General features: G+C 58.0%; 21 protein-coding genes. 7 read left to right on the forward strand and 14 right to left on the reverse strand.

What is annotated here, in order from left to right; genetic code table 11:
- Positions 1–5 precede the first annotated feature (5 nt).
- The 3 genes from HRR99_RS18320 to HRR99_RS18330 form a co-directional block, all read right to left on the reverse strand.
- Complete coding sequence (locus HRR99_RS18320) at positions 6–881, reverse strand: carbohydrate ABC transporter permease (protein WP_233124234.1); 876 nt, start codon at positions 879–881, stop codon at positions 6–8.
- Positions 874–1,752 (reverse strand): carbohydrate ABC transporter permease, encoded by an 879-nt coding sequence (locus tag HRR99_RS18325; protein ID WP_422387365.1) that lies wholly within the window; start codon positions 1,750–1,752, stop codon positions 874–876. Before HRR99_RS18325 ends, HRR99_RS18320 begins: the two co-directional genes overlap by 8 nt.
- 81 nt (positions 1,753–1,833) lie before the next feature.
- Complete coding sequence (locus HRR99_RS18330) at positions 1,834–3,123, reverse strand: ABC transporter substrate-binding protein (protein WP_233124235.1); 1,290 nt, start codon at positions 3,121–3,123, stop codon at positions 1,834–1,836.
- A 120-nt stretch (positions 3,124–3,243) separates the two neighbouring features.
- On the opposite strand from HRR99_RS18330, the gene HRR99_RS18335 reads away from it, so the two are divergent.
- The 5 genes from HRR99_RS18335 (at position 3,244) to HRR99_RS18355 (ending at position 8,760) form a co-directional block, all read left to right on the forward strand.
- Positions 3,244–3,948, forward strand: coding sequence for a TetR/AcrR family transcriptional regulator (locus HRR99_RS18335; RefSeq protein ID WP_233124236.1), 705 nt, complete (start codon positions 3,244–3,246; stop codon positions 3,946–3,948).
- 245 nt (positions 3,949–4,193) lie between these two features.
- A complete protein-coding gene (locus HRR99_RS18340) occupies positions 4,194–5,336 on the forward strand; it encodes a Gfo/Idh/MocA family protein (RefSeq protein ID WP_233124237.1) in 1,143 nt (380 codons plus the stop codon).
- A gap of 10 nt (positions 5,337–5,346) precedes the next feature.
- Complete coding sequence (locus HRR99_RS18345; protein ID WP_233124238.1) at positions 5,347–6,510, forward strand: dihydrodipicolinate synthase family protein; 1,164 nt, start codon at positions 5,347–5,349, stop codon at positions 6,508–6,510.
- A 1-nt stretch (position 6,511) separates the two neighbouring features.
- Positions 6,512–7,939, forward strand: coding sequence for an enolase-like domain-containing protein (locus HRR99_RS18350; protein ID WP_233124239.1), 1,428 nt, complete (start codon positions 6,512–6,514; stop codon positions 7,937–7,939).
- Positions 7,936–8,760, forward strand: coding sequence for a sugar phosphate isomerase/epimerase family protein (locus tag HRR99_RS18355; protein WP_233124240.1), 825 nt, complete (start codon positions 7,936–7,938; stop codon positions 8,758–8,760). The genes HRR99_RS18350 and HRR99_RS18355 overlap by 4 nt, the downstream gene beginning before the upstream one ends.
- 72 nt (positions 8,761–8,832) lie before the next feature.
- Here the strand turns inward: HRR99_RS18355 and HRR99_RS18360 are convergent, their stop codons facing one another.
- From HRR99_RS18360 to HRR99_RS18370, 3 genes are all read right to left on the reverse strand, one after another.
- Positions 8,833–10,431, reverse strand: coding sequence for an ABC transporter substrate-binding protein (locus tag HRR99_RS18360; RefSeq protein WP_233124241.1), 1,599 nt, complete (start codon positions 10,429–10,431; stop codon positions 8,833–8,835).
- A gap of 76 nt (positions 10,432–10,507) precedes the next feature.
- Positions 10,508–11,137 carry an SGNH/GDSL hydrolase family protein gene (locus HRR99_RS18365; RefSeq protein ID WP_233124242.1) on the reverse strand — a complete coding sequence of 210 codons (630 nt, stop codon included), beginning with the start codon at positions 11,135–11,137 and terminating at the stop codon, positions 10,508–10,510.
- 7 nt (positions 11,138–11,144) lie between these two features.
- Positions 11,145–12,293: a mandelate racemase family protein gene (locus HRR99_RS18370; protein WP_233124244.1), complete on the reverse strand. Its 1,149-nt coding sequence runs from the start codon at positions 12,291–12,293 to the stop codon at positions 11,145–11,147.
- A 235-nt stretch (positions 12,294–12,528) separates the two neighbouring features.
- Between HRR99_RS18370 and HRR99_RS18375 the strand changes: the two genes are divergently transcribed.
- Positions 12,529–13,413, forward strand: coding sequence for a DMT family transporter (locus tag HRR99_RS18375; protein ID WP_233124246.1), 885 nt, complete (start codon positions 12,529–12,531; stop codon positions 13,411–13,413).
- Here HRR99_RS18375 and HRR99_RS18380 read toward each other — a convergent pair.
- A complete protein-coding gene (locus HRR99_RS18380) occupies positions 13,403–14,476 on the reverse strand; it encodes an ornithine cyclodeaminase (RefSeq protein WP_233124968.1) in 1,074 nt (357 codons plus the stop codon). The two genes, HRR99_RS18375 and HRR99_RS18380, sit on opposite strands and share 11 nt — an antisense overlap.
- 14 nt (positions 14,477–14,490) lie before the next feature.
- A complete protein-coding gene (gene rocF, locus HRR99_RS18385) occupies positions 14,491–15,411 on the reverse strand; it encodes an arginase (protein WP_233124247.1) in 921 nt (306 codons plus the stop codon).
- Between the two features lie 123 nt (positions 15,412–15,534).
- Between rocF and HRR99_RS18390 the strand changes: the two genes are divergently transcribed.
- Positions 15,535–15,972 carry an Lrp/AsnC family transcriptional regulator gene (locus tag HRR99_RS18390; RefSeq protein WP_233124969.1) on the forward strand — a complete coding sequence of 146 codons (438 nt, stop codon included), beginning with the start codon at positions 15,535–15,537 and terminating at the stop codon, positions 15,970–15,972.
- A gap of 2 nt (positions 15,973–15,974) precedes the next feature.
- On the opposite strand, the gene HRR99_RS18395 is transcribed toward HRR99_RS18390, so the two are convergent.
- The 6 genes from HRR99_RS18395 to phnL all read right to left on the reverse strand — a co-directional run bounded on the left by HRR99_RS18395 (position 15,975) and on the right by phnL (position 21,363).
- Positions 15,975–17,114 (reverse strand): alpha-D-ribose 1-methylphosphonate 5-triphosphate diphosphatase, encoded by a 1,140-nt coding sequence (locus tag HRR99_RS18395; RefSeq protein WP_233124249.1) that lies wholly within the window; start codon positions 17,112–17,114, stop codon positions 15,975–15,977.
- 64 nt (positions 17,115–17,178) lie between these two features.
- Positions 17,179–17,988: a phosphonate ABC transporter, permease protein PhnE gene (gene phnE / locus HRR99_RS18400; RefSeq protein WP_233124251.1), complete on the reverse strand. Its 810-nt coding sequence runs from the start codon at positions 17,986–17,988 to the stop codon at positions 17,179–17,181.
- 68 nt (positions 17,989–18,056) lie between these two features.
- Positions 18,057–19,052, reverse strand: coding sequence for a phosphonate ABC transporter substrate-binding protein (gene phnD, locus HRR99_RS18405; RefSeq protein ID WP_233124253.1), 996 nt, complete (start codon positions 19,050–19,052; stop codon positions 18,057–18,059).
- Between the two features lie 26 nt (positions 19,053–19,078).
- Positions 19,079–19,921, reverse strand: a complete 843-nt coding sequence (phnC, locus tag HRR99_RS18410) for a phosphonate ABC transporter ATP-binding protein (protein ID WP_233124255.1) — start codon at positions 19,919–19,921, stop codon at positions 19,079–19,081.
- A gap of 84 nt (positions 19,922–20,005) precedes the next feature.
- Positions 20,006–20,620, reverse strand: a complete 615-nt coding sequence (locus HRR99_RS18415; RefSeq protein ID WP_233124256.1) for a DapH/DapD/GlmU-related protein — start codon at positions 20,618–20,620, stop codon at positions 20,006–20,008.
- The gene (phnL, locus tag HRR99_RS18420; RefSeq protein WP_233124258.1) at positions 20,617–21,363 is read right to left on the reverse strand and encodes a phosphonate C-P lyase system protein PhnL; all 747 of its coding nucleotides are present in this window, start codon (positions 21,361–21,363) and stop codon (positions 20,617–20,619) included. Before phnL ends, HRR99_RS18415 begins: the two co-directional genes overlap by 4 nt.

A 21,363-nucleotide genomic window follows, 5' to 3' on the forward strand; every position in this document is an offset into this window, starting at 1 on the left:
ATGTTTCAGCGTTTCATGCCTGTGGTGGCGATGCCTTCGATGAGAAGACGCTGGAAGAAGAGGAAGAAAAGAAAAACGGGAATGAGGGACAGGTTGGACATGGCAAACAACGCCGTCCAGTCCGAACTGCCGGTACTGTCCACGAAAGAGCGAAGCCCCAGCTGCACGGTGTAGGTGTTGATATCGTTGAGATAGATCAGCGGCCCGAAGAAATCGTCCCAGGTCCAGATGAAGGAAAAAATCGCAGCCGTCGCCAGCACCGGCGATGACAGCGGCAGCATGATTTTCCAGTAGATGCGGAAGGGGCTGCACCCGTCCATCACCGCCGCCTCATCCAGTTCGCGGGGAATGCCACGGAAGAACTGCACCATCAGGAAGATGAAGAACGCGTCGGTGGCCAGATATTTGGGCACGATGAGCGGCAGCGAGGTGTTCACCCAGCCCAGCTCCAGAAACAGGATATATTGTGGGATCAGCACCACATGGTAGGGCAGCATCAAGGTGCCCAGCATCAGCGCGAACCAGAAATTGCGACCCCCGAAGCGAAGCCGTGCAAAGGCAAATGCTGCCAGCGAACACCCGACCACATTGCCGATGGTTGCGAGAACCGCGATGAAGAACGAGTTCCAGAAGAACTTTCCAAACGAGACCTGAAGCCCCGTCCAGCCTCTGATATAGCCGCCAAGATCGACCGACGAGGGGATGAGAGACGATGAACCGAACAACTCGTCCTGCGGCCTGAAGGAGCCGGAGATCATCCACAGGATCGGATACATCATGGCGATGGAGGCAGCGATTAGCGCCGCATGCAGCAGGATGGATTTCCATAGAGGGCGCTGAACGGCCTGACTGGGGCGAAGTGAGGTGACGGCATCAGTCATCGTAATGCACCCAATAGCGTGCGCTCAGGAAGGAAAAGGCCGTGAACAGCGAGATGATGACGACCAGTATCCACGCCAGCGCCGAGGCATATCCCATGCGGAAGAAGCCGAACGCCTCCTGATAGAGGTAGAGCGTGTAGAACAGCGTCGAGTTGATCGGCCCACCGGAGCCTTCCGAGATGATGAAGGCAGGCGTGAAAGCCTTGAAGGCATCTATGGTCTGGATGACGGCATTGAAGAAAATGACCGGCGTCAGCAGCGGAAGGGTGATGCGGAAGAACTGCCGCATTTTGCCAGCGCCATCCATCTCAGCTGCCTCATACATGTCCTGCGGTATCTGCCGCAGACCGGCAAGGAAGATGATCATCGGCGAACCGAACTGCCAGATAGACAGTATTACCAATGTGTAGATGGAATAGTTCGGGTTCGATATCCAGCTCGGCCCTTCATAGCCGAAGGCCTGCCAGAGCACCATGTTGACGAGACCATCCGAGGCGAATAGCTGGCGCCACAGAACGGCGATGGCGACGCTCGATCCAAGCAGCGACGGAAGGTAGAACACCGCGCGGTAAAGCGTCAGCCCCTTGATACCGCGATTGAACGCCATCGCCACCATCAAAGCAAAGATCAGCTTCAGCGGCACGGATAGGATGACATAGGTAAACGTCACCTTCATCGCCGCTGCAAACTTGGGATCAGCAGTGGCGATGCGGACATAGTTGGATGCGCCGACCCAGTCTGGCGATTGCAGCAAATCGTAATTGGTGAAGGACAGATAGAGCGACGCCAGCGCGGGACCAAGCGTCAGCCCGAAAAAGCCGATCAGCCAGGGCAGAAGAAAGACATAGGCGTGGACGTTCCGGTCGAACATCTTGCGCAGTGCACCCTGCGGAGGAGGAGCCGTCGAGCGGCCCTCCCCCGTCATCGTGTCGGATCGAAACGCCATGGTTCGTTACTTCCGCTTGATAACTGTTTCCGCTTCGGTCACCAGCTGTTTGCCGCCCTGCTCCGGCGTCATTCTGCCGAAACCAACCTCTTCCGAGGTCCGCTTGAGTACGAAGGCAAACTCACCAGCACCTGGCGGTGGTGATGGTGGCAAGGCTCCGACGCCAGGCGTGATTTCGGCGATATAATCGACCATCGCCTTGCTGACCTCGTTGAGCTTGGGGCTGAGTTGATTGCGCATCGATTCAGACGCCGGAACGCCGCGCTCGACGCCCAGAATGTCAACGCCTTCAGGCACGGCCACGAGGAAGTTGATGAAATCCACCGCCGCCTCAATGCCCGCACTGCCATTGGCGACACTCATCAGCATCGATGGCTTGAGATAATGACCGGACGGACTGTCTGCCGAGACCTTCGGATAGGACGTGATCGAAAGCTTGGCTTTGTTGATGGCCTGATAGCCGACGAACTGGTTGGAGTGGGCAAAAGCGGTCGCAGCCTTGCCCGTGGTCAGCGCGTTGCTTTCGATATTGAGCTGATCGAGCGCCTGAATGTCGGCGGGCACACAGGCCCCGGCCTCACGCATGGCCGCCCACATGGCAAACCACTCACCCGCATCCTTGGCGTCATAACCCAGGCCGCCGCCTTCGGCGAACAGCGATTTGTTCTTCTGGCGCAGCCAGTTCTCAAAGCTCGGCTCGACACCGCTGGCATCGGCTGTTGCATAGTAACCGGGCTTTGGCTTGTTCTTGCCAAACTCGGCTGCGTTCTTGGAGAACTCTTCCCAGCTCTGGCCCGCAGATGGTGCCTTGGCGCCGGTCTTCTCCCAAGCCTTGGCGTCGTAAAACACGGCACTGGAATTCACACCAAGATTGATACCGTAAAGTTTACCGTCCACCCGACCGGAATCGATATTCGGCGTGCCGAAATCCTCGATTTTCAGTGACTTTCCAAGATAGTCATCCAATGGCGCCAGAGCACCGCGGCGGGCATATTCGAAGATGTAGCGATAATCCATCTGGATGAGATCAGGGGCATTGCGACCCGCGACCTGCGTTGCCAGACGCGGCCAGTAATCCGACCAGCCAGCAAATTCCCCCGCGATATCGAGATCAGGCTTGACCTGTTTGAAAGCCGCAATGGCCTTGTTGGTACGATCCGCTCTTTCCTGCGAACCCCACCAGAGCAGGCGAATGCGTGCTGCCTGTGCGAAAGCGGGTCCTCCACCCACTGTCGCCAAAGATAAAGCCGCCAGACCCGCCGAAAGCACGGCACGTCTCTGAAGCATCATGGACATTGGCAACTCCTCCCTAATTGAATGCCAAATTGAATGATGTGGTGAACAGCGCTTGCTGTTTTATAACTATCTGGTTACATGGGAACACTGATCAACACTATTGTCAAGCGGCCAATAACGATGGATGACACCGGCAAAACCGTTTCCGATAAAACGGACGATACGGCCGAAAAAAAGACCAAGCGGACCGTCAGGAAACCTGCGACCCAGCCTCGCAACCCGGAGCGAACCCGCGCCGCGATTCTGGAAGCCGCCCGTCGCGAGGTCGCGGCCAAGGGTCTGGCAGGTGCGCGTATCGATGTCGTGGCAAGACGCGCAGGCACCAACAAGCGCATGATCTATCACTACTTCGGCGACAAGGATGCGCTCTACCTCGCGGTGCTAGAAGATGCCTATCGTCATATTCGCCACGCCGAACACCGGCTGGACCTGACCCGTAAACCACCGGTCGAGGGACTGCGGGAGCTGGCGCTCTTCACATGGCATTATTTTCTCGACCATCCTGAGTTTCTCAGCATCCTCGCAACAGAAAATATCAATCAAGCCAGATACTTGCGTCAATCCACCAGCATTCCTGAAATGCATTCCAATTTCATTTCAGAGCTGAAGGATGTGCTGAAGCGCGGCGAAGCTACGGGTGACTTTCGCGCTGGGCTCGATCCCGTGGACGTTTATCTGACGATCGCCTCGCTCGGCTTCTTCTATCTCTCAAACCGTTTTACGCTATCGACGATCTTTCAGCGCGACCTTGCGGCACCGGCTGAACTGGAACGTTGGGGCCAGCATATCGTCAACACGGTGATTGCTGCATTGCGGCCATTTTGAACGCCTGATCCAATTTGCTGAACAAGATCAATCCTGCGCGTCTTCGCATATGCGAAAGAATGAAGATATGATCGCGCGGCGATCGTTTACGCAGATACATCGCCGTGAATGTGTCAGCGATTTTTTACACCAAAAACTTCTTGACAGAAACCGAGTTTCGACTTCACAAATAACCAAATAGTTACAAATATCGTGACTGAAAAATTGCGCCTGCCGGGAGTCGGGTGCCTGTGGGAGGAAGTTTCATGCAACGCATCGGCGTCATCATGCACGGCATTACTGGCCGCATGGGATATAACCAGCACCTCGTGCGCTCCGTTCTGGCCATTCGCGATCAAGGCGGCGTGACCCTCAAGACGGGCGAAAAGGTCATGCTCGACCCCATTCTGGTTGGCCGAAACGGCGCAAAAATCGAAGAAATCGCCCACAAACACAACGTCGCGCGCTGGACCACCGATATCGATGCTGCCCTGGCAAACCCCGATGACACGCTGTTTTTCGACGCCGGAACCACGCAGATGCGCGGTAGCCTTCTGACCAAGGCCATCAAGGCCGGGAAGAACGTCTATTGCGAAAAGCCGATTTCCGACAACATGGAAGAGGCCCTCGCGGTCGCGCGGCTTGCGGAAAGTTCAGGAGTCAAACACGGCGTGGTGCAGGACAAGCTGTTCCTGCCCGGTCTTCGCAAGCTGGCCATGCTGCGCGACAGCGGGTTTTTCGGCAACATTCTCTCGGTGCGTGGCGAGTTCGGCTATTGGGTATTCGAGGGTGACTGGCAGGCCGCGCAACGCCCGTCATGGAACTACCGCCACAAAGACGGCGGCGGCATCATTCTGGATATGCTTTGCCACTGGCGCTATGTTCTCGACAATCTGTTCGGTGAGGTCAAAGCGGTCAGCTGCCTCGGCACAACGCATATTCCCAAACGATTTGATGAACAGGGTCAGCCCTATGAAGCCGATGCCGATGACGCCGCCTACGCGACATTCGAGCTTGCAGACGGCGTCATTGCCCACATCAACTCATCCTGGGCGGTGCGTGTCCGCCGTGACGATCTGGTGACGTTTCAGGTGGATGGCACCCACGGGTCTGCCGTCGCCGGTCTGACGAAATGCTTCACCCAGCACCGCACCAACACGCCAAAGCCCGTGTGGAACCCCGACCAGCCGCAGACAATCGATTTCTACAAGACCTGGCAGGAAGTGCCCGACAACGTCGTCTACGACAACGGCTTCAAGGCGCAGTGGGAAATGTTCGTCCGGCACCTCGCCAACGACGAGCCGTGGCCCTATGGGCTGATGGAGGGCGTCAAGGGCGTGCAACTGGCAGAGCTTGGCCTGCAATCGTGGAAGGAGCGCCGCTGGCTCGACGTTCCCGCCATCGTCTGAGGAGGCTGAAATGACCGAACTCAACTTGCCTGGCGCTAACCGCTCCATGGAACGCTACACATTGATTGGAACACCCATTCCATTGGAGAAGCGGGCAGCGAGCGATTTTAACCGCATAGCCTTTGCCGCCGCCCATGTGGTGGCCGATCCTTTTGCAGACAACGACCCGTGGCTGACACCGGCCATCGACTGGGAAGGCACCCTTCGCTTCCGACACCGCCTATGGGATTTGGGTCTGGGTGTCGCCGAGGCGATGGACACCGCACAGCGCGGCATGGGGCTGGGCTGGCCGCAAGCGCAGGAACTGATCGCGAGGGCCTTGAAAGAAGCCGCGACCCGCAATGATGCGCTGATCGCCTGCGGCGTCGGCACGGATCATCTGACCGGCACCGGCTATAGTCTCGATCAGATTGTCGATGCCTATCAGGAACAGTTGGATTTCGTGCAGGGCCAAGGTGGCCGGGTCATCCTGATGGCCAGTCGCGCTTTGGCGGCAAGCGCCAGGTCACCGGATGATTATCTGGAAACCTATGCCCGCGTGCTGGCGCAGGCCAATGAGAAGGTCGTCATCCACTGGCTAGGCGAGATGTTCGACCCAGCACTCGAGGGCTATTGGGGCGCGCTTGACCATATGGCGGCGATGGACACCTGCCTGGACATGATCTCAGGGAATGCCGACAAGATTGACGGCATCAAGATTTCTCTTTTGTCGAAAGAAAAGGAAATCGCGATGCGTCGCCGTCTTCCGCCAGGTGTGCGCATGTATACGGGTGACGACTTCAACTATGCGGAGCTGATTGCTGGTGACGAACACGGTCATTCCGATGCCCTGCTTGGCATCTTCGACGCAATCGCACCAGCCGCCTCCAAAGCGCTGAACAGCTTGAAACAGGGTCGCAATACCGAATTCTTCGATATTCTTGAGCCGACTGTCGCCCTTTCTCGCTATATCTTCAAAGCACCGACACGCTTTTACAAGACCGGCGTGGTCTTCTTTGCTTATCTCAACGGCTTGCAGGACCATTTTACGATGGTCGGCGGACAGGAAAGCACGCGCTCGACTCTGCATTTCGCAGAGTTGTTCCGGCTTGCCGATAAGGCAAATGTGCTTGCAGACCCGGATGACGCCACGCGGCGCATGAAAGCATTTCTCAGCGTCAGAGGCGTGCACTGACATGACAGGCGCGCCCATTGTGAGCGTGAAAGACGCGTCTATATTCGAGCGCCGCTTGTCCATGCGCATGCCGTTTCGCTTCGGTGCAGCGACGGTCACGGAAGCCGCGCAAATCTTCGTCCATCTGGTGATCGAGGATGCGCAAGGACGAACCGCCGATGGTTACGCCGCTGAATTGATGGTACCGAAATGGTTCGACAAGAACCCGGCTCTCAGCAATGCCGACAACGAGGATCAGTTGCGCCGCTCGGTCCATATGGCGGTTGCACTTGCCAGACAGGCCAAGCCTGCGACAGCCTTTGGCCTGCATGCCGCGCTGGAGCCGCAACACCATGCGCAGGCAGCCAGCGATGGCTTGAACGGGCTGATCGCCTCCTTCGGGCTGGCGCTGGTGGATCGCGCTATTCTGGATGCATTGTGCCGATTGCACGATCTGACCATCACCCAAGCCGTCAATGCCAATCTTCCCGCAATCGATGCCTCCACTACGCGCGATCTCGATGGCTTCGACACCGCAGGCTTCCTGCGTGATCTGAACCCGCAGCAGACCATTCATCTGCGCCATACGGTCGGTTATATCGATCCTTTGACCCCCGACGAGATAAAGGGGCCGCGCCGGGATGACGGCTTGCCGGAATGCCTGAGTGAGGAAATCCAAGCCTACGGCATCCGCCATTTCAAGCTGAAACTTTCCGGCAAGCCACAAGAGGATGCCCATCGGCTGACACAGATTGCGGCTGTCATTGCGCCCCTGCCGGATTACCGGGTGACGCTGGATGGCAACGAGCAATTTGCCGACGAGGATGCGGTCATCGATCTAATGGACCGTATCGACACCGATCCATCCCTCACACGCCTGCGGCAGAAGCTGCTTTTCGTGGAACAGCCGATCATCCGCACCGCGGCGCTGTCGAAACCCGTCAACAGACTGGCAAAGCGTATCGCGCTCGAAATTGATGAGTCCGATGGCACGCAGGATGCCTTCTTGCAGGCGAAAGAGCAGGCATATCTGGGCGTTTCATCCAAATCCTGCAAAGGCTTCTATCGATCCGTGCTGAATAGAATGCGCGTTGAAAAATGGAATAACAATTCCAACGGCGGTTACTTCATGTCTGCCGAAGATTTGACGACGCAGGCTGGTATGGCCGTGCAACAGGATCTCGCACTCGCCGCCATTCTCGGTCTCGATCACATCGAGCGCAACGGCCACCACTATGTGGATGGCATGCACGGCGCATCAGGACCTGAAAATGCCGAGTGGATGTCCACCCACGGCGATCTCTATAGCAACCATCAGGGTCGTGCCCGCCTGAGAATCGAGAATGGTCAACTGTCGCTGCACACCGTTCTCGCCGCCAAAGGTTTGGGCGTTGAGGAAAGCGCAGCGCGCGCCACGTTCCAGACACTTCGACAAGGGGAGAAGACATGAGCCTTGACGGTCTTTCGATCAATTTCGCCACCATCAAACAGGGTGGATCGTTTGCAACGCTGGTGGATGCCTGTCTTGCTCACGGCATCAAGACGATCTCTCCCTGGCGCGACCAGGTGCATGGTATTGGCCTCTCGGAAGCTGCGCGCATTGTCGAGGAGAACGGCATTCGCTTAAGCGGCCATTGCCGTGGCGGCTTCTTCCCGGCAAGCGATGAACAAGGGCGCCGCAATGCCATCGAAGACAACAAGCGCGCGGTGGATGAAGCAGCCGCCATGAGGGCCGATTGTCTGGCACTGGTTGTGGGTGGTTTGCCGGCTGGCTCGAAAGACATGGCCGGTGCGCGGCAGATGGTGGAGGACGGCATGGCCGAACTGTTGCCCTATGCGCGGCAAATGGGCGTGCCGCTGGCGATTGAACCTCTACACCCTTTTTACGCGGCAGATCGCGCCTGTTTCAACACGCTGAAACAATCGCTCGATCTGTGCGACAGGCTTGGTGCAGGCACAGGCGTTGCTATCGACGTCTACCACGTGTGGTGGGACCCGGACCTTGAAGAGCAGGTTGCAAGGGCTGGGCGAAACGGCCAAATTCTGGCGCATCACATTTGCGACTGGCTGGTGCCGACGAAAGACCCACTCAATGATCGCGGCATGATGGGCGACGGCGTCATCGACCTGAAAGGCTTCCGCCGGATGATCGAAAAGGCGGGATTCTCCGGGCCGCAGGAGGTGGAGATTTTCTCTAACGACTGGAATGGACGGCCCATAGACGAGGTGCTCTCAACGGTCGTGGAGCGCTATAAAATGCTCAATGCCTGACCACATGGTTCAAATGCAAAGGACGCGTACTTGACGCGCCCGTTATGTTTTTTTTGACTGCCAGTCGAACGACTACCGCTCCTTGGTCACCACGTCGAAGCGTGAATACCATGGGCTGACGATCATGCCCTTGACGTCGCTGCGGAATGCGGCCGTATCGACAACTTCGGAGAAGGGCTGGATCGATAGAACGATCTCATCCATATAGGCCTGAATATCCTCATAGGCCTTTGCTTGCTTGGCGGCATCACGCTCGACCAGCGCATCCTCGATCATCTTGTTGAGCTTTTCATCGAAGAAACTCGTGCGCCAGCCCTGATAATTGGTGAGCTTCGCTTCGTCCGCATTGTTTGGATTATAGGCCATCGAACGCAAATTGTTGTCCGGGTGTGGCTGCTGACCACCACCACCGCGACCGACGAGCAGTTCGAACTTGCGTTCGCGCATCGCACCGTAAATCTGGTCACCGGAACCACTGATCAGTTCCGCCTGAATACCGGCCTGCGCCAGTGTGTTCTGGATCGCGGTCGCCGCTTTCATGAACGGGTCTTCGGACAGCACGCGCAGGGTCGTCTTGAACCCATCCGGGTAACCAGCTTCCGCCAGGAGCGCCTTGGCCTTGGGAATATCGAGCTTGAAACCCTGATCCGGCAGGGAGCCCAGGACGCCGGTGCTCACCGGGCGCTGGTGCAGCTTGCCGTAATAAGGCATCACAGCCTTGTCCAGACCCTCGTAGTCGATCAGGTAACGCAGGGCTTCGCGAACTTTCCTGTTGGCGAAACGCTCGTCCTTCATCGATACGCCGAGGTAATAGAAACCGGAGCCGGGCGTCGATTCGATAGTGATTTCCTTGTCTGCCTCCAGCGATTTCAGATCGGGTGCCTGTAGGGAATAGGCGACGTCGATATCGCCCTTTTCCAGCATCAGCCGCTGCGACTGCGATTCCGGCAGATGACGCATGAGCACGCGCTTCATGGCAGGCTTTTCGCCCCAGTAATCGTCATTGCGGGTCAGAATGATGAATTCGTTGGACTTCCACTGACCGAGCTTGAAGGGGCCCGAGCCTGCCGAATTCAGCGTCAGCCACGCGGCGCCGAGGTCTCCATCCTTCTCATGCTCAAGCGCCGTCTTGCTGTCGATGATCGAACCGGGGCCGTTTTGCCCGAGGATCATCAAAAGCAGGTTCGTGTCATCGGGCTTGGGCAGGTTGATGACGAAGGTGTACTCGTCCTTGGCAACGAACAGCTTATCGGCATCCTCGACCTTGTAACCACGGGTCTTGAGAAAAGATGACTGAGCAAGGTTGCGGGACAGAACGCGCTTCAAGCTCCACACGACGTCATTTGCCGTGACCGCATTGCCGGAGGCGAATTTTGCATCCTTGCGCAGGAAGAAGGTGATCGAATTACGGTCTTGCGAGACTTCCCAGCGCTCGGCCAAACGCGGCTGGATGCTGCGGTCCTTATCGGACAGGACGACCAGCGTGTCGTAGACATTGTTCAGCACCTGCACCGTCTCGCGGCCCGTGATGGCTGCGGGGTCGAGCGTCAGAATGTTGCTCATGGTCGTTGCGACGACCAACTGGTCTTTCGGCGTTTCGGCAAAAGCGTTAAGCGGCACGGCACCGATCAGCAATGCACCGAGCGCCACTGTTGCAAAGAACTGTTTCATGTTTTCCTCCCATGGGCCGCTCATCCATGACGGCGTTTAATTTGAGACCAGACCGCGCTCCTCTGCGCGGCGCTGGTCAGAAAAGAAGTCTATGAACGGGCGCAACGAGTGCCCGCCCGATCTGTGCTGTCGCTTCGGCCTCCAGATGAACGCCATCGACCGGCGATGCGGTGGCGACCGTGCCCGCGTCGAAAAATGAGACATCAGCCTCGCGCGCAATTTTCTCGTAGAGCGGCGCGAGACGTTGTGACTCCGCGATCCGGCGCCCGGCAGCGGGTGCGCCCGTAGGCCCGGCCACACAGGACGGCGGGGCCACGATCAACAGCTTCGGCTGGGCAGACCGTGGTTTATAGGGAAATGTCTCCACAATTTGCGCAAGACGCTTCATGCCGGACACTGCCGTTTCCGCCTGCCCACCGTGAACCGGCTTGAGATCGTTGGTGCCCAGCATGATGATGACGAGATCGAGCGGCATGTGGCTGGCCAGCGCCACCTCCAGCGCTTTCGCACCGTTGCGGCAGGCGGGACCGGCGTGATCGTCATAGCAGGTGGTGCGACCACCGAGACCTTCGGCGATGACCTCGACCTTGCCGCCCAGACCGGATTTCAGCACATCCGGCCAGCGAAACTGCGCGGGATGGCGCAACCCGGTGGTGGGATCGGCACCCCAGGTCAGGCTATCGCCGAAAGCGAGAATCGTCTTCATGACCGCCTCATCTTACGCGGTTGTTGTCGATGAAAGTGAAGTCGATGTCTTCACCCAGACCCGGACGGTCGGGGACATGCACGAAACCATCCGCGTCCATCGGGTCGGAAAGCGACTTCAGGTAATCGAAGCCGTCGTCATATTCGAGGAATGGATGCAACAGGCCGCGTTCGTACCAGCGGCAATTCTTGGTGGCGGCCACGACATGCAGGTTCATGGCCGTGTTGCCGTGGACTTCACATTCCACACCGAACGCCTCGGCCAGATGCATCGTCTTCAACGCGGGGGTTATTCCGCCGACATCGTTGACCCCGGTCCTGAGAATATCGCAGGCGCCAGCCTTCAACCATTCGGCGCGATGCCAGTGCTTGCCCGCCGCACTTTCGGGACCGACGACCGGAATATCGAGGTTATCCGCCAGCCACTTGTAGGAGGACATGGATTGCTCATCCATAGGCTCTTCGATCCAATCGAAATCCAGTTTTTCTAGGCCGCGACCGAGCGCAAGAGCGTCCGTGCGGGAATACCAATGGAACGCATCGATCATCAAATGAATATCGGGACCAACAGCTTCACGCACCGCCGCGCAGGCCTTGAGGTCCATCTTGACATCAGGCGCCCAACTGACAGGCGGCATCCACGTGTGGAGCTTGATACCCTTGTAACCGCGCTTTACCAACGTTTGCGCAAAGCGTCCGTAGTCTTCAGGGGTCGCGAGGCCGTTTTCCAGCTCGTCGCCGCACATGATGGAGCCATAGGCCAACACCTTGTCACGGTAACCACCAATCAACTTGTATACAGGTTGGTTGAGCGTGCGTCCGGCCAGATCCCACAGCGCACAGTCAACGACTGCAAGTGTGCGGTCGGTCAATTGCGCCGCAGAGCCCCGCTGCCAGTGGGCCAGATCCTGCCACAGGCGTTCCCGGTCTCGGTGGTCCTGCCCGATCAGAACCTTCTTGACGAATTTATCAATGACGTGGGGACGCACGATCTCCGGCGCCGTAAAGGAATGGCCCTCTTTGCCGTCTTCTGTGCGGATCGTCAAAATGGCCTGCTCGACCTGATGCGCCGGGCCTGGGTGAGCGTGTCCGGCACTGTCTGAGTGGCGACGCGTCGTCGTCTTGAACACCCGCACATCGACGTCGGTAATAATCATATGTCCTCCCAAGCAGCCCGGCGGCCAACAATCTGTAGTTCATCCTATTAGACAGATATCTCCATAATTGTCAAACATGTATGACATGTTGTTTTAACCACGCCAGCCAGACCTCGGCATTTATATTCGTCGAAAGGATCGAATTGGGTTTTCTGCGGTTTTGTATCCGGCGGCAATCGTTTAGAAACAATGCACAATCCCCCAGCAGCAATCTGCGCGAACACAGAGCCTTCCCATGCCTCACCAATCTGTCGGTTATATCTACGCGTTAGCGGCCTTCACCATTTTTGCGGCGCAGGACGGCATTTCCAAGCATCTGGGCTCGGCCTATCCACCCGTCTTCGTGGCCATGGTGCGCTATTGGGCTTTCGCGATTTTCGTCATCATTCTGGCGATGAGATCGCAGGGCGGCATCCGGCAGGCCGCCTCGACGCGTCGTTTCTTTCTCCAGGCAGGCCGAGGCGCGCTTCTCGCCGTTCAGATCGTTATGTCGATCATCTCCTTTTCCATCGTCGGCCTTGCGCACACGCATTCCATTTTCGCCTCGGCACCGCTGCTGGTCGCGGCACTGTCCGTTCCGATCCTCGGAGAACAGGTGGGATGGCGACGCTGGTCCGCCATTCTCGTTGGCTTCGTGGGCGTCCTGATCATTCTCAAGCCGGATGAGAGCGGCTTTGACATGACGCTGATAATCACATTCGCCGCAGCGCTTATGTCGGCGATTTATAGTGTGATGACGCGACTTGCCAGTCGGACCGACCCCGCCATAACCAGCTTCTTCTACACCGGCGTTCCCGGCGCAGTGGTTTTGACACTCATAGGCCCGTTTTACTGGGTAAATATGGCTCCTGCCGATTGGGGCTGGATGTTGGCTCTGTGCATCACTGGCATGAGCGGCCACTACCTGTTGATACGCGCATTCGAGCTTGCGGATGCGGCGTCCGTGCAGCCCTTCTCCTATTACCAGTTGGTTCTGGTCTCCATCGTCGGCGTCACGATCTACGGAGAGGTGTTGAGCGTGCACATGGTGATCGGTGCTGCCATCGTCATTGCAGCCGGTCTCTTCACGATCTGGCGTGAGCGGAGGGCCGCCCGCAAGGCGAGACAATCTACGCCGTAACAGTCTCGATCTTGGACTGCGATGCCGAGCGCAGCAGCATGCCATAGAGATCGCGCGGCTCGTCGGGGTCCGCCAGCAAATCGAGTTCCGCATAGAGACCGGTCGAAGCGAGTTTGGACCTGACATAACGGAGCGCGGAAAAGTCCTCGATGGCAAAACCGACGCTATCGAACAGCGTGATCTGCCGCTCATCTTTGCGCCCCTCGGCGTGGCCCGCGATCACCTCCCAGAGTTCAGTCACCGGGTGATCTGCGGGCAACTGCTGGATCTCACCTTCGATGCGGGTCTGCAGCGGATATTCCACGAAGATTTCGGAGCGCAGCAGAATATCCTTGTGCAGTTCCGTCTTGCCGGGGCAATCACCGCCGATGGCGTTAATGTGAACGCCCGGGCCGACCATGTTGTCACTCAGAATGGTGGCATATTGCTTGTCGGCGGTCACGGTGGTGATAATATCCGCGCCCTCGATCGCATCTTCCGCCGTGTTGCAAACCGTGATCGTAAAGCCGAGGCCTTCGAGATTTCGCTGGCACTTCAGGCTGGCATTTCTGTCCACATCATAGAGCCGCACATGATCGACGGCGAGAATGGCCTTGAAGGCGCGCGCCTGAAATTCGCTTTGCGCGCCATTGCCAATGATGGCCATGGATTTTGCATTTGGGCGCGCGAGGTATTTCGCCGCGAGTGCCGATGTCGCAGCGGTTCTGAGCGCGGTCAGGATCGTCATCTCCGAGAGCAACATCGGATAGCCATTGCCGACATCCGACAGAACGCCAAATGCCGTGACGGTCTGGCGCCCCTCTCTGGTGTTTTTTGGATGACCATTCACATATTTGAAGCCGTAGAGTTGCCCATCACTCGTGGGCATCAATTCGATCACACCGTCCAGCGAGTGAGAAGCGATGCGCGGCGTCTTGTCGAAATGTTCCCAGCGCCGAAAGTCGTCCTCGATTGTTTGGGCAAGCTCCCGCAGAAACGTGTCGATGCCGACGTTCAGAACGAGCTTCATCATATTGTCGACGCTGATAAAGGGAACGATGTTGAGATTGGGTATCGCGGTCATCATGGCATCCTCCCTCAACCGGCTCTCGTCGGTCTGTCCAACACGCGCTTGCCCATCAGGCTTGCAGTGAGGTCCACCATAAGGCGTGCGGTTTTTCCGCGTTCATCGAGAAACGGGTTGAGTTCAACGAGATCGAGGCTGGAGACAAGGCCGCTATCACAGAGCATTTCCATAACAAGATGCGCTTCACGGAAGGTGGCGCCGCCCGGGACCGTGGTGCCGACGGCTGGCGCAATGGCCGGATCGAGGAAATCGACATCGAGGCTGACATGCAGCAATCCGTTGGCGGCAACGACCCTCTCCAGAAAGGCGCGAAGCAAGACGCCGACGCCATGTTCATCGATCATTCGCATGTCGTAGATGGTGACGCCGGTCTCGCTCAAGGCGGCGCTTTCTGCGGGATCGACACTGCGGATGCCGATCATGCAGATATTGGCAGGATCGACCGGGTTCGTCACCGGCGGGAAATAGCCATCGAAGCCGTGGCGACCACTGTAATAGGCGACCGGCGTGCCGTGCAGATTGCCGCTGCGCGTCGTGTCCAGCGTGTGAAAATCGGTGTGCGCATCCAGCCAAAGCACGAAAAGCGGGCGGTTGCGTTCTGCAGCGCGCCTTGCCACACCGGTCACGCTGCCCGCTGAGATAGCATGGTCGCCACCCAAGAAGATCGGCATCGCATTCTCACTCTCGAGATAGGCGACGTCCGCCAGCGCTTCCGTCCATGCGACGGTTTCCGAGAGGTGATGGACGGCGTGGTTGGGGTGCGAAAATTCGCGCATGGGTGCTGGCGTCACATTGCCGATATCGACAACGACATGTTCTAAATCCTCAAGCGAGGTCTTCAGTCCGGCAACGCGAAGGGCACTAGGTCCCATTTCACATCCCAGTTGCCCGGCACCTATTTGCAGCGGAACTCCAATCAGCCTGCATTCCATCCAAATCTCCCTTCGATTTAAGGAAATTCAAACATCTGACGATGGCGAAATGAACGATATATATTGGCAATATAGTCGAAACATTCTACCATTTTGGCTCATGTGATGAGCAAAGCGGCAAATATGGATGATCTGGACAAAAAGTTGGTGACGCTGCTGCGCCACAATGGGCGGCGAAGCATTTCCGATCTTGCGCTAGAAACCGAGACGTCACGTGCCACCGTGCGTGCGCGCATCGAGCGGCTGGAGGCCAACGGCACTATCATCGGCTATACGGTGATCCTGCGCGCAGATGCGGTCGAGGAGGCTGTGCGCGGGATCATGATGATCGAGATCGAAGGCCACGTGACCGACAGGGTCATCAGGGCGCTGGGCGGCTTTCCCGAAATATCGGAGGTCCATTCCACCAACGGGCGGTGGGACCTGATCGTCGAACTCAGCGCCGCGACGCTGAGCGATTTCGATTCCATCCTGCGCCGCATCCGGCTGGTTCCGGGCATCACCGGCAGCGAGACCAGCCTGCTTCTGTCCACGTCACGCTCAACGAGAGCACGACTGTAGCCTCACGCCACGCGCATGCCTTCGCGCCAGACGCCCGCGATAAAGGGCGGCAGTCCTGCCGTTGCCCGCACTCTGACGATATCCGCCCGCCGCCCCACGTCGATGCGGCCACGATCGAAAAGCTTGGCCGCATCCGCAGGGTTGGCGGAGATCAGCCTGATCGCGTGGGGCAGATTGATGATTTGCTTCTCCCACAACAGAAAGGCAGCCTGAACGAGGCTGAACGGCACGTAGTCGGACGATAGGATATCCAGCGCACCCTTTTCCAGTAGTTCGAGCGCCGAAACATTGCCGGAATGCGAACCGCCACGCACCACATTCGGCGCCCCCATCAGCACCTGCAATCCGGCCTCGCGCGAGAGCTGCGCTGCCGATACGGTCGTTGGAAATTCAGCCAGCGAAATTCCAAGCTCAAGGCCTTCTGCGACATGTTCTGCCGTCGCATCGTCGTGGGATGCGATGGATATGTTGGCGTCGTGGCAGCGCTGCGCGATCTCCCGGCGATGCTTTGCCGAATAGGCATCCGATTGCGCGATGCGCCTTTCGCTGAAAGCCGCAAAATCCGCGTCGGACAGCTTCTTCTTGCCCTGATAATAGATGCGATATGCCTCAAGGCTGACGAACTGACGTTGGCCGGGCGCGTGGTCCATCAGCGATGCCAAGCGTACACGATCATTGCCCTTCATCTGGTCGAAATGCTCCACGGCATCGGGCATGGAAACTTCGCAGCGCAGGTGAATGAAGTGTTCGGCCCGCAGCCTGTTTGCCGCTGTTGCCGCAGAAATGGTCTGCGCCATGGCCGACATGTCATCGGAGCCGAGTTCGGTATCGCCATCCATGCCGACGCGAAGCGCATCGAAAACGGTGGTGATGCCTGCGGTGGCAATCTGTCCGTCATGCGCCTGAAGAGCGGCATCGAGGTTCCAGCGCACTTTCGGACGCGGCTGCACATGGGTTTCCAAATGGTCGGTGTGCAGCTCGACACAACCGGGAATGACATAATCGCCGTCGAGATCAGTGCCGGATGGCGAGTGTCCCGATGAGATGTCGGCAATCTTGCCATCACGGACAAGCAAGGTGCCGTGGATGATGTCATCAGCTGTGACGATGGCGCAATTGGTGAAAACGAGTTCTTTTTGCATGGCGATTTCATTCGGGCTGGTGCGCTGGCGCGCGTGAACGTGAGGGAAATTTAAGCGTCGCGCGTCAGATCACGATCCGGCGCAATTGCTGGGAAATAAGGTCCATCACTGTAACCGTGAGAACGATGATAATGATGATGGCCGACGCCTGCGGGTAATAGAAGCCGCGGATCGTTTCGAACAGAACCTGACCAATACCACCAGCACCGATCAATCCAAGCACCGTGGCCGAGCGAACGTTCGATTCCAGCCGGTAGAGCGAGAATGAAATCCACAGCGGCAGGACCTGCGGTATTACCCCGAACACGACCTGCTGGATGCGCGACGCTCCCGTGGTTTTGATGGCCTCCACTGGGCGCGGATCGATGGCTTCCACGGCTTCGGAAAACAGCTTGGCCAGAATGCCCGTGGTGTGGATGAACAGCGCCATCACGCCCGCAAAAGGGCCCAGCCCAACGGCAACGACGAACAGCACCGCAAAGACGACCTCATGGATGGCGCGAAACATGTCCATCAGTCGGCGCACCGGCTGGTTGACCCACCATGGCGCCATGTTATGCGCCGACAAAATGCCGAACGGGATCGACAGAAGAACAGCGAGAAAGGTGCCCCAGACCGCGATCTGCACCGTGACGACCATCTCTTCGAGATAATATTGCCACGTGGTGAAATCGGGCTTGAGGAAATCCTTGGCGTAGGTGGCCATGTTGCCACTGTCGCTGAACAGATAGGTCCAGCGTTCCATCTCTGCAGGTCCCCAACTGACGGCAAGTGCTGCCAACAATGCGAGCAGAAGCAAGCCGTTGCGCAAACCGCCGGGCTGTTTGAAAGCGGCGGACGGGATCGCCTTATCGTGCAGAGATGTGTCGCTCATGGTCATCGTTCCGTGCTGAAGCAGGTGGGCCTACGGGCCCACCCCCCAGAGAGATTGCAGTTTTAGGATCAGGTCTTGGAAGCGGTTGCGAGTTCGGCTTCGAACTTGCTCTTCTGCTCGGTCAGATCCTTGATCTTGGCGGTTTTTTCTTCAGCGGACAGCTTAGTATCTGCCTGCGCCTGCGCGATGGACTTCGACAGTTCCATGACCCGGATCGGCAGAAGCTGCTTGTCGGTGGATGCACGGAACGGTGCCCATTTCAGACCGGCGAGGATTTTCTTTTCCGCTGCGATATCACCCGTGGACTTGTCTGTGCCGTAGGTTAGGAAGAATTCGCGCAGTTTCTCCTTCGTCGCATCCGGCAGATCCTTTCGCCAGACGATAGGGTCGGACGGAATGAGCGGCGAACGCCAGACTTCGCGGATGTTGGCGAAGGCATCGGGCTTGTTCTGCTTGATCAGCGCCATGTTCTCGGTGTTGTTGGCGGCAGCATCGAGCTGCTTGTTCGCCACGCCCATGGCATTGGTTTCATGGTTGGCGTTGGTAACGTTCTTGAAGCAGGTCTTCGGATCGATACCACGGGCGCCGAACACGAATGTCATCGGCACGAGATAGCCGGATGTGGAATTCGGATCGCCGAGGCCGAAGTTGATCGACTTGTCGCATTTGAGAACGTCATCGACGGTCTGGATCGGCGAGTCCTTGGGAACGATGATGACGGACCAGTAGCCTGGCTCGCCAGCAACGGGTACGCTCTGCACGAAGACTTCGCCATCGGCGCGATCAACGGCTTCCATGGCGGATTTGTTGCCGTACCAGGCAAGCTGCACCTTGTTGAAGCGCATGCCTTCGATGATGCCGGCATAATCGGATGCGAAGAACGCCTTCACATCCAGACCCGTCTTTTTCGTCATGTCGGCCAGAAGCGGTTCCCAGTTGGTTTTCAGGTTCTGCTGGGACTCTGTGGAAATGATGCCGAAGTTCAGTGTGTCCTGTGCCAGTGCGGCAGTCGTCATCGTCAAGGCGACAGACATCGCCGCCATGCTTTTCAGTATCGCGTTCATGGAAGTCTCCGATATCAAAGGGGAAGTCAGGCGGTCGTGAGGACCGGCTGACGGTTGGGCAGTCCCGTGGTCACCACGGGACCAGATTGCTCCGCCGAGGCATCCGGCAGGACCAGTTCTTCCGATGCAGAGCCATAGAGCTCGGCGAGGAATGCGTTGGAGAGCGATGTCGAAGGGCCATCGAAGACAATGGCACCATTGCGCATCGCAATGGTGCGCTTGCAGTAGCGACGGGCGTATTCGACCTGATGCAGCGAGACGAGAACGGTGATTCTATCCTGCGCATTGATATCGGCCAGCACATCCATCACCCGGCGCGCAGACGATGGGTCGAGCGCAGAAATAGGCTCGTCCGCAATCAGTATTTCAGCGCCCTGCACCAGCGTGCGGGCAATGGCAGCGCGCTGCTGCTGCCCGCCCGACAGCGTAGAGGAACGCTGCACCGCGACCTGCGGAATGCCGACACGCGCTAGGGCTGCCCGCGCCGCAGCCTTTTCACCTGCATTGAACAGACCAAGCGTTCCACGCCAGCGGGGCACTCGACCGAGAAGCCCGATCAGGACATTGGTCAAAACAGACAGACGACCGACGAGGTTGAACTGCTGGAACAGCACGGAGACCGCCCCGCGCTTCACGTAACCGGTGAGGCGACCGCCTTTTTGCGAAACGGTGTCGAGGATTTCGACCCGTCCTTTCTGCCCGTCGCCGGTCTCAAGGCCCGCAATGTGGCGGATTAGCGTGCTCTTGCCGGAGCCGGATGCGCCGATCAGCGCCACCATCTCGCCGCGCTCAAGCGTCATGCTCACATTGTCCAGTGCGCGTGTATTTCCGTATTTTTTCGACAGATTTGACACGGTGATCGCAGTCATTGCTAGCTCCTTGTGCCGGTCATTTCGAAGGACATTGGACGGCTTTCGATGATCGTACGGTGACAGTTGCATGAAGTTTTTATGTCAGCCGCCGTAGCGACCGAGAAAATCTGCGGCAGAGAGCGCGCGGAAGTCGTGAAGTGCTTCAAACAGCGCGTCATGCGACCAATCCCACCAGGCAAGCCTGTCCATTCTTTCACCGATGGAGCCTTCGAAACGTTGCCGAATGAGGCGCGCAGGCACACCACCGATGACCGTATAGGGCGCGACATCGCGAGAGACCACGGCACCGGCACCGATGACAGCGCCGTTGCCGACCTGCACACCCGGAAGCAGCGTTGCACCGTGACCGATCCAGACATCGTGCCCGATCACGACACGGCGGGCGCGACGGGCCGCGAAAAATTCGGCCTCATCTTCAACACCTTCCCAATAGTCACCGGCGCGGTAGGTGAAGTGGTGCATGCTGGCGCGGTCCATGGGGTGGTTGGTGGCGTTGATGCGCACGCTGGCCGCGATATTCGCAAACTTGCCGATGGTCGTGCACCACACCTGCCCGCCGCGCTCGATGTAGGAATAATCGCCCATCTCTGTCTCAGAGATATGGCAGCCCGCAGCGATTTCCGTGTAGCGGCCCAGCACGCAGTCCTTGACCTGCGCAGTTGGATCGATGAGTGGCGCCAAAGACAGTTTGGTCATGCTGCCGCCCTTCGTGCTGAAAAGTCCGAGACATCGAGAATGCGTGTCGCCACCGCATCCCGCACCGGCAGATCGTGGAAAATGCCAAGAATTGCCGTGCCGCCCGCGAGTTTTTCCTGGATCATGGAAACGACCACATCGCGGTTCTCTGCGTCGAGAGATGCTGTCGGCTCGTCCAGCAGAAGGATTGGATGATCGGTAATGAAGCCACGAGCGATGTTGACGCGCTGCTTCTCGCCGCCAGAAAAAGTAGCCGGTGGCAGACCGAACAGGGTCTGCGGCAAATTGAGACGGGAAAGCAGCGCGCTGGCCCGTTCAATCGCCTCTTCCCGCGTAACACCCCTTGCCGTCAGCGGTTCAGCGACGATTTCCAGAGCGGATACACGCGGCACGGCCCGCAGAAACTGGCTGACATAACCAACGCTTTTGCGGCGCAGTTCCAGCACGAGCCGGGGGTCTCCGCTGCCCAAATCCTGCATCGTGCCGGTGGACGTTTCGCGAACCAGAATATGGCCCTGGTCGATGGCATAATTTCCGTAGACCATCCGCAGGATAGACGATTTGCCGACCCCCGAAGGGCCGCCAAGCACGACACATTCGCCGTGCTGAAGCTCGAAATTCACATTGCGCACGACAGGCAAAACGATACCATCGCGCAGGTGCATGGTGAAGGATTTGGCGACGTTGGCAACAGACAGAACGACGTCTTGCACCTGTGTTGCGTTTGCGTGATGAGATGTCAT

Origin of the sequence: Agrobacterium vaccinii (genome assembly GCF_021310995.1) — a bacterium.
In the GTDB taxonomy this organism is placed as follows: domain Bacteria; phylum Pseudomonadota; class Alphaproteobacteria; order Rhizobiales; family Rhizobiaceae; genus Agrobacterium; species Agrobacterium vaccinii.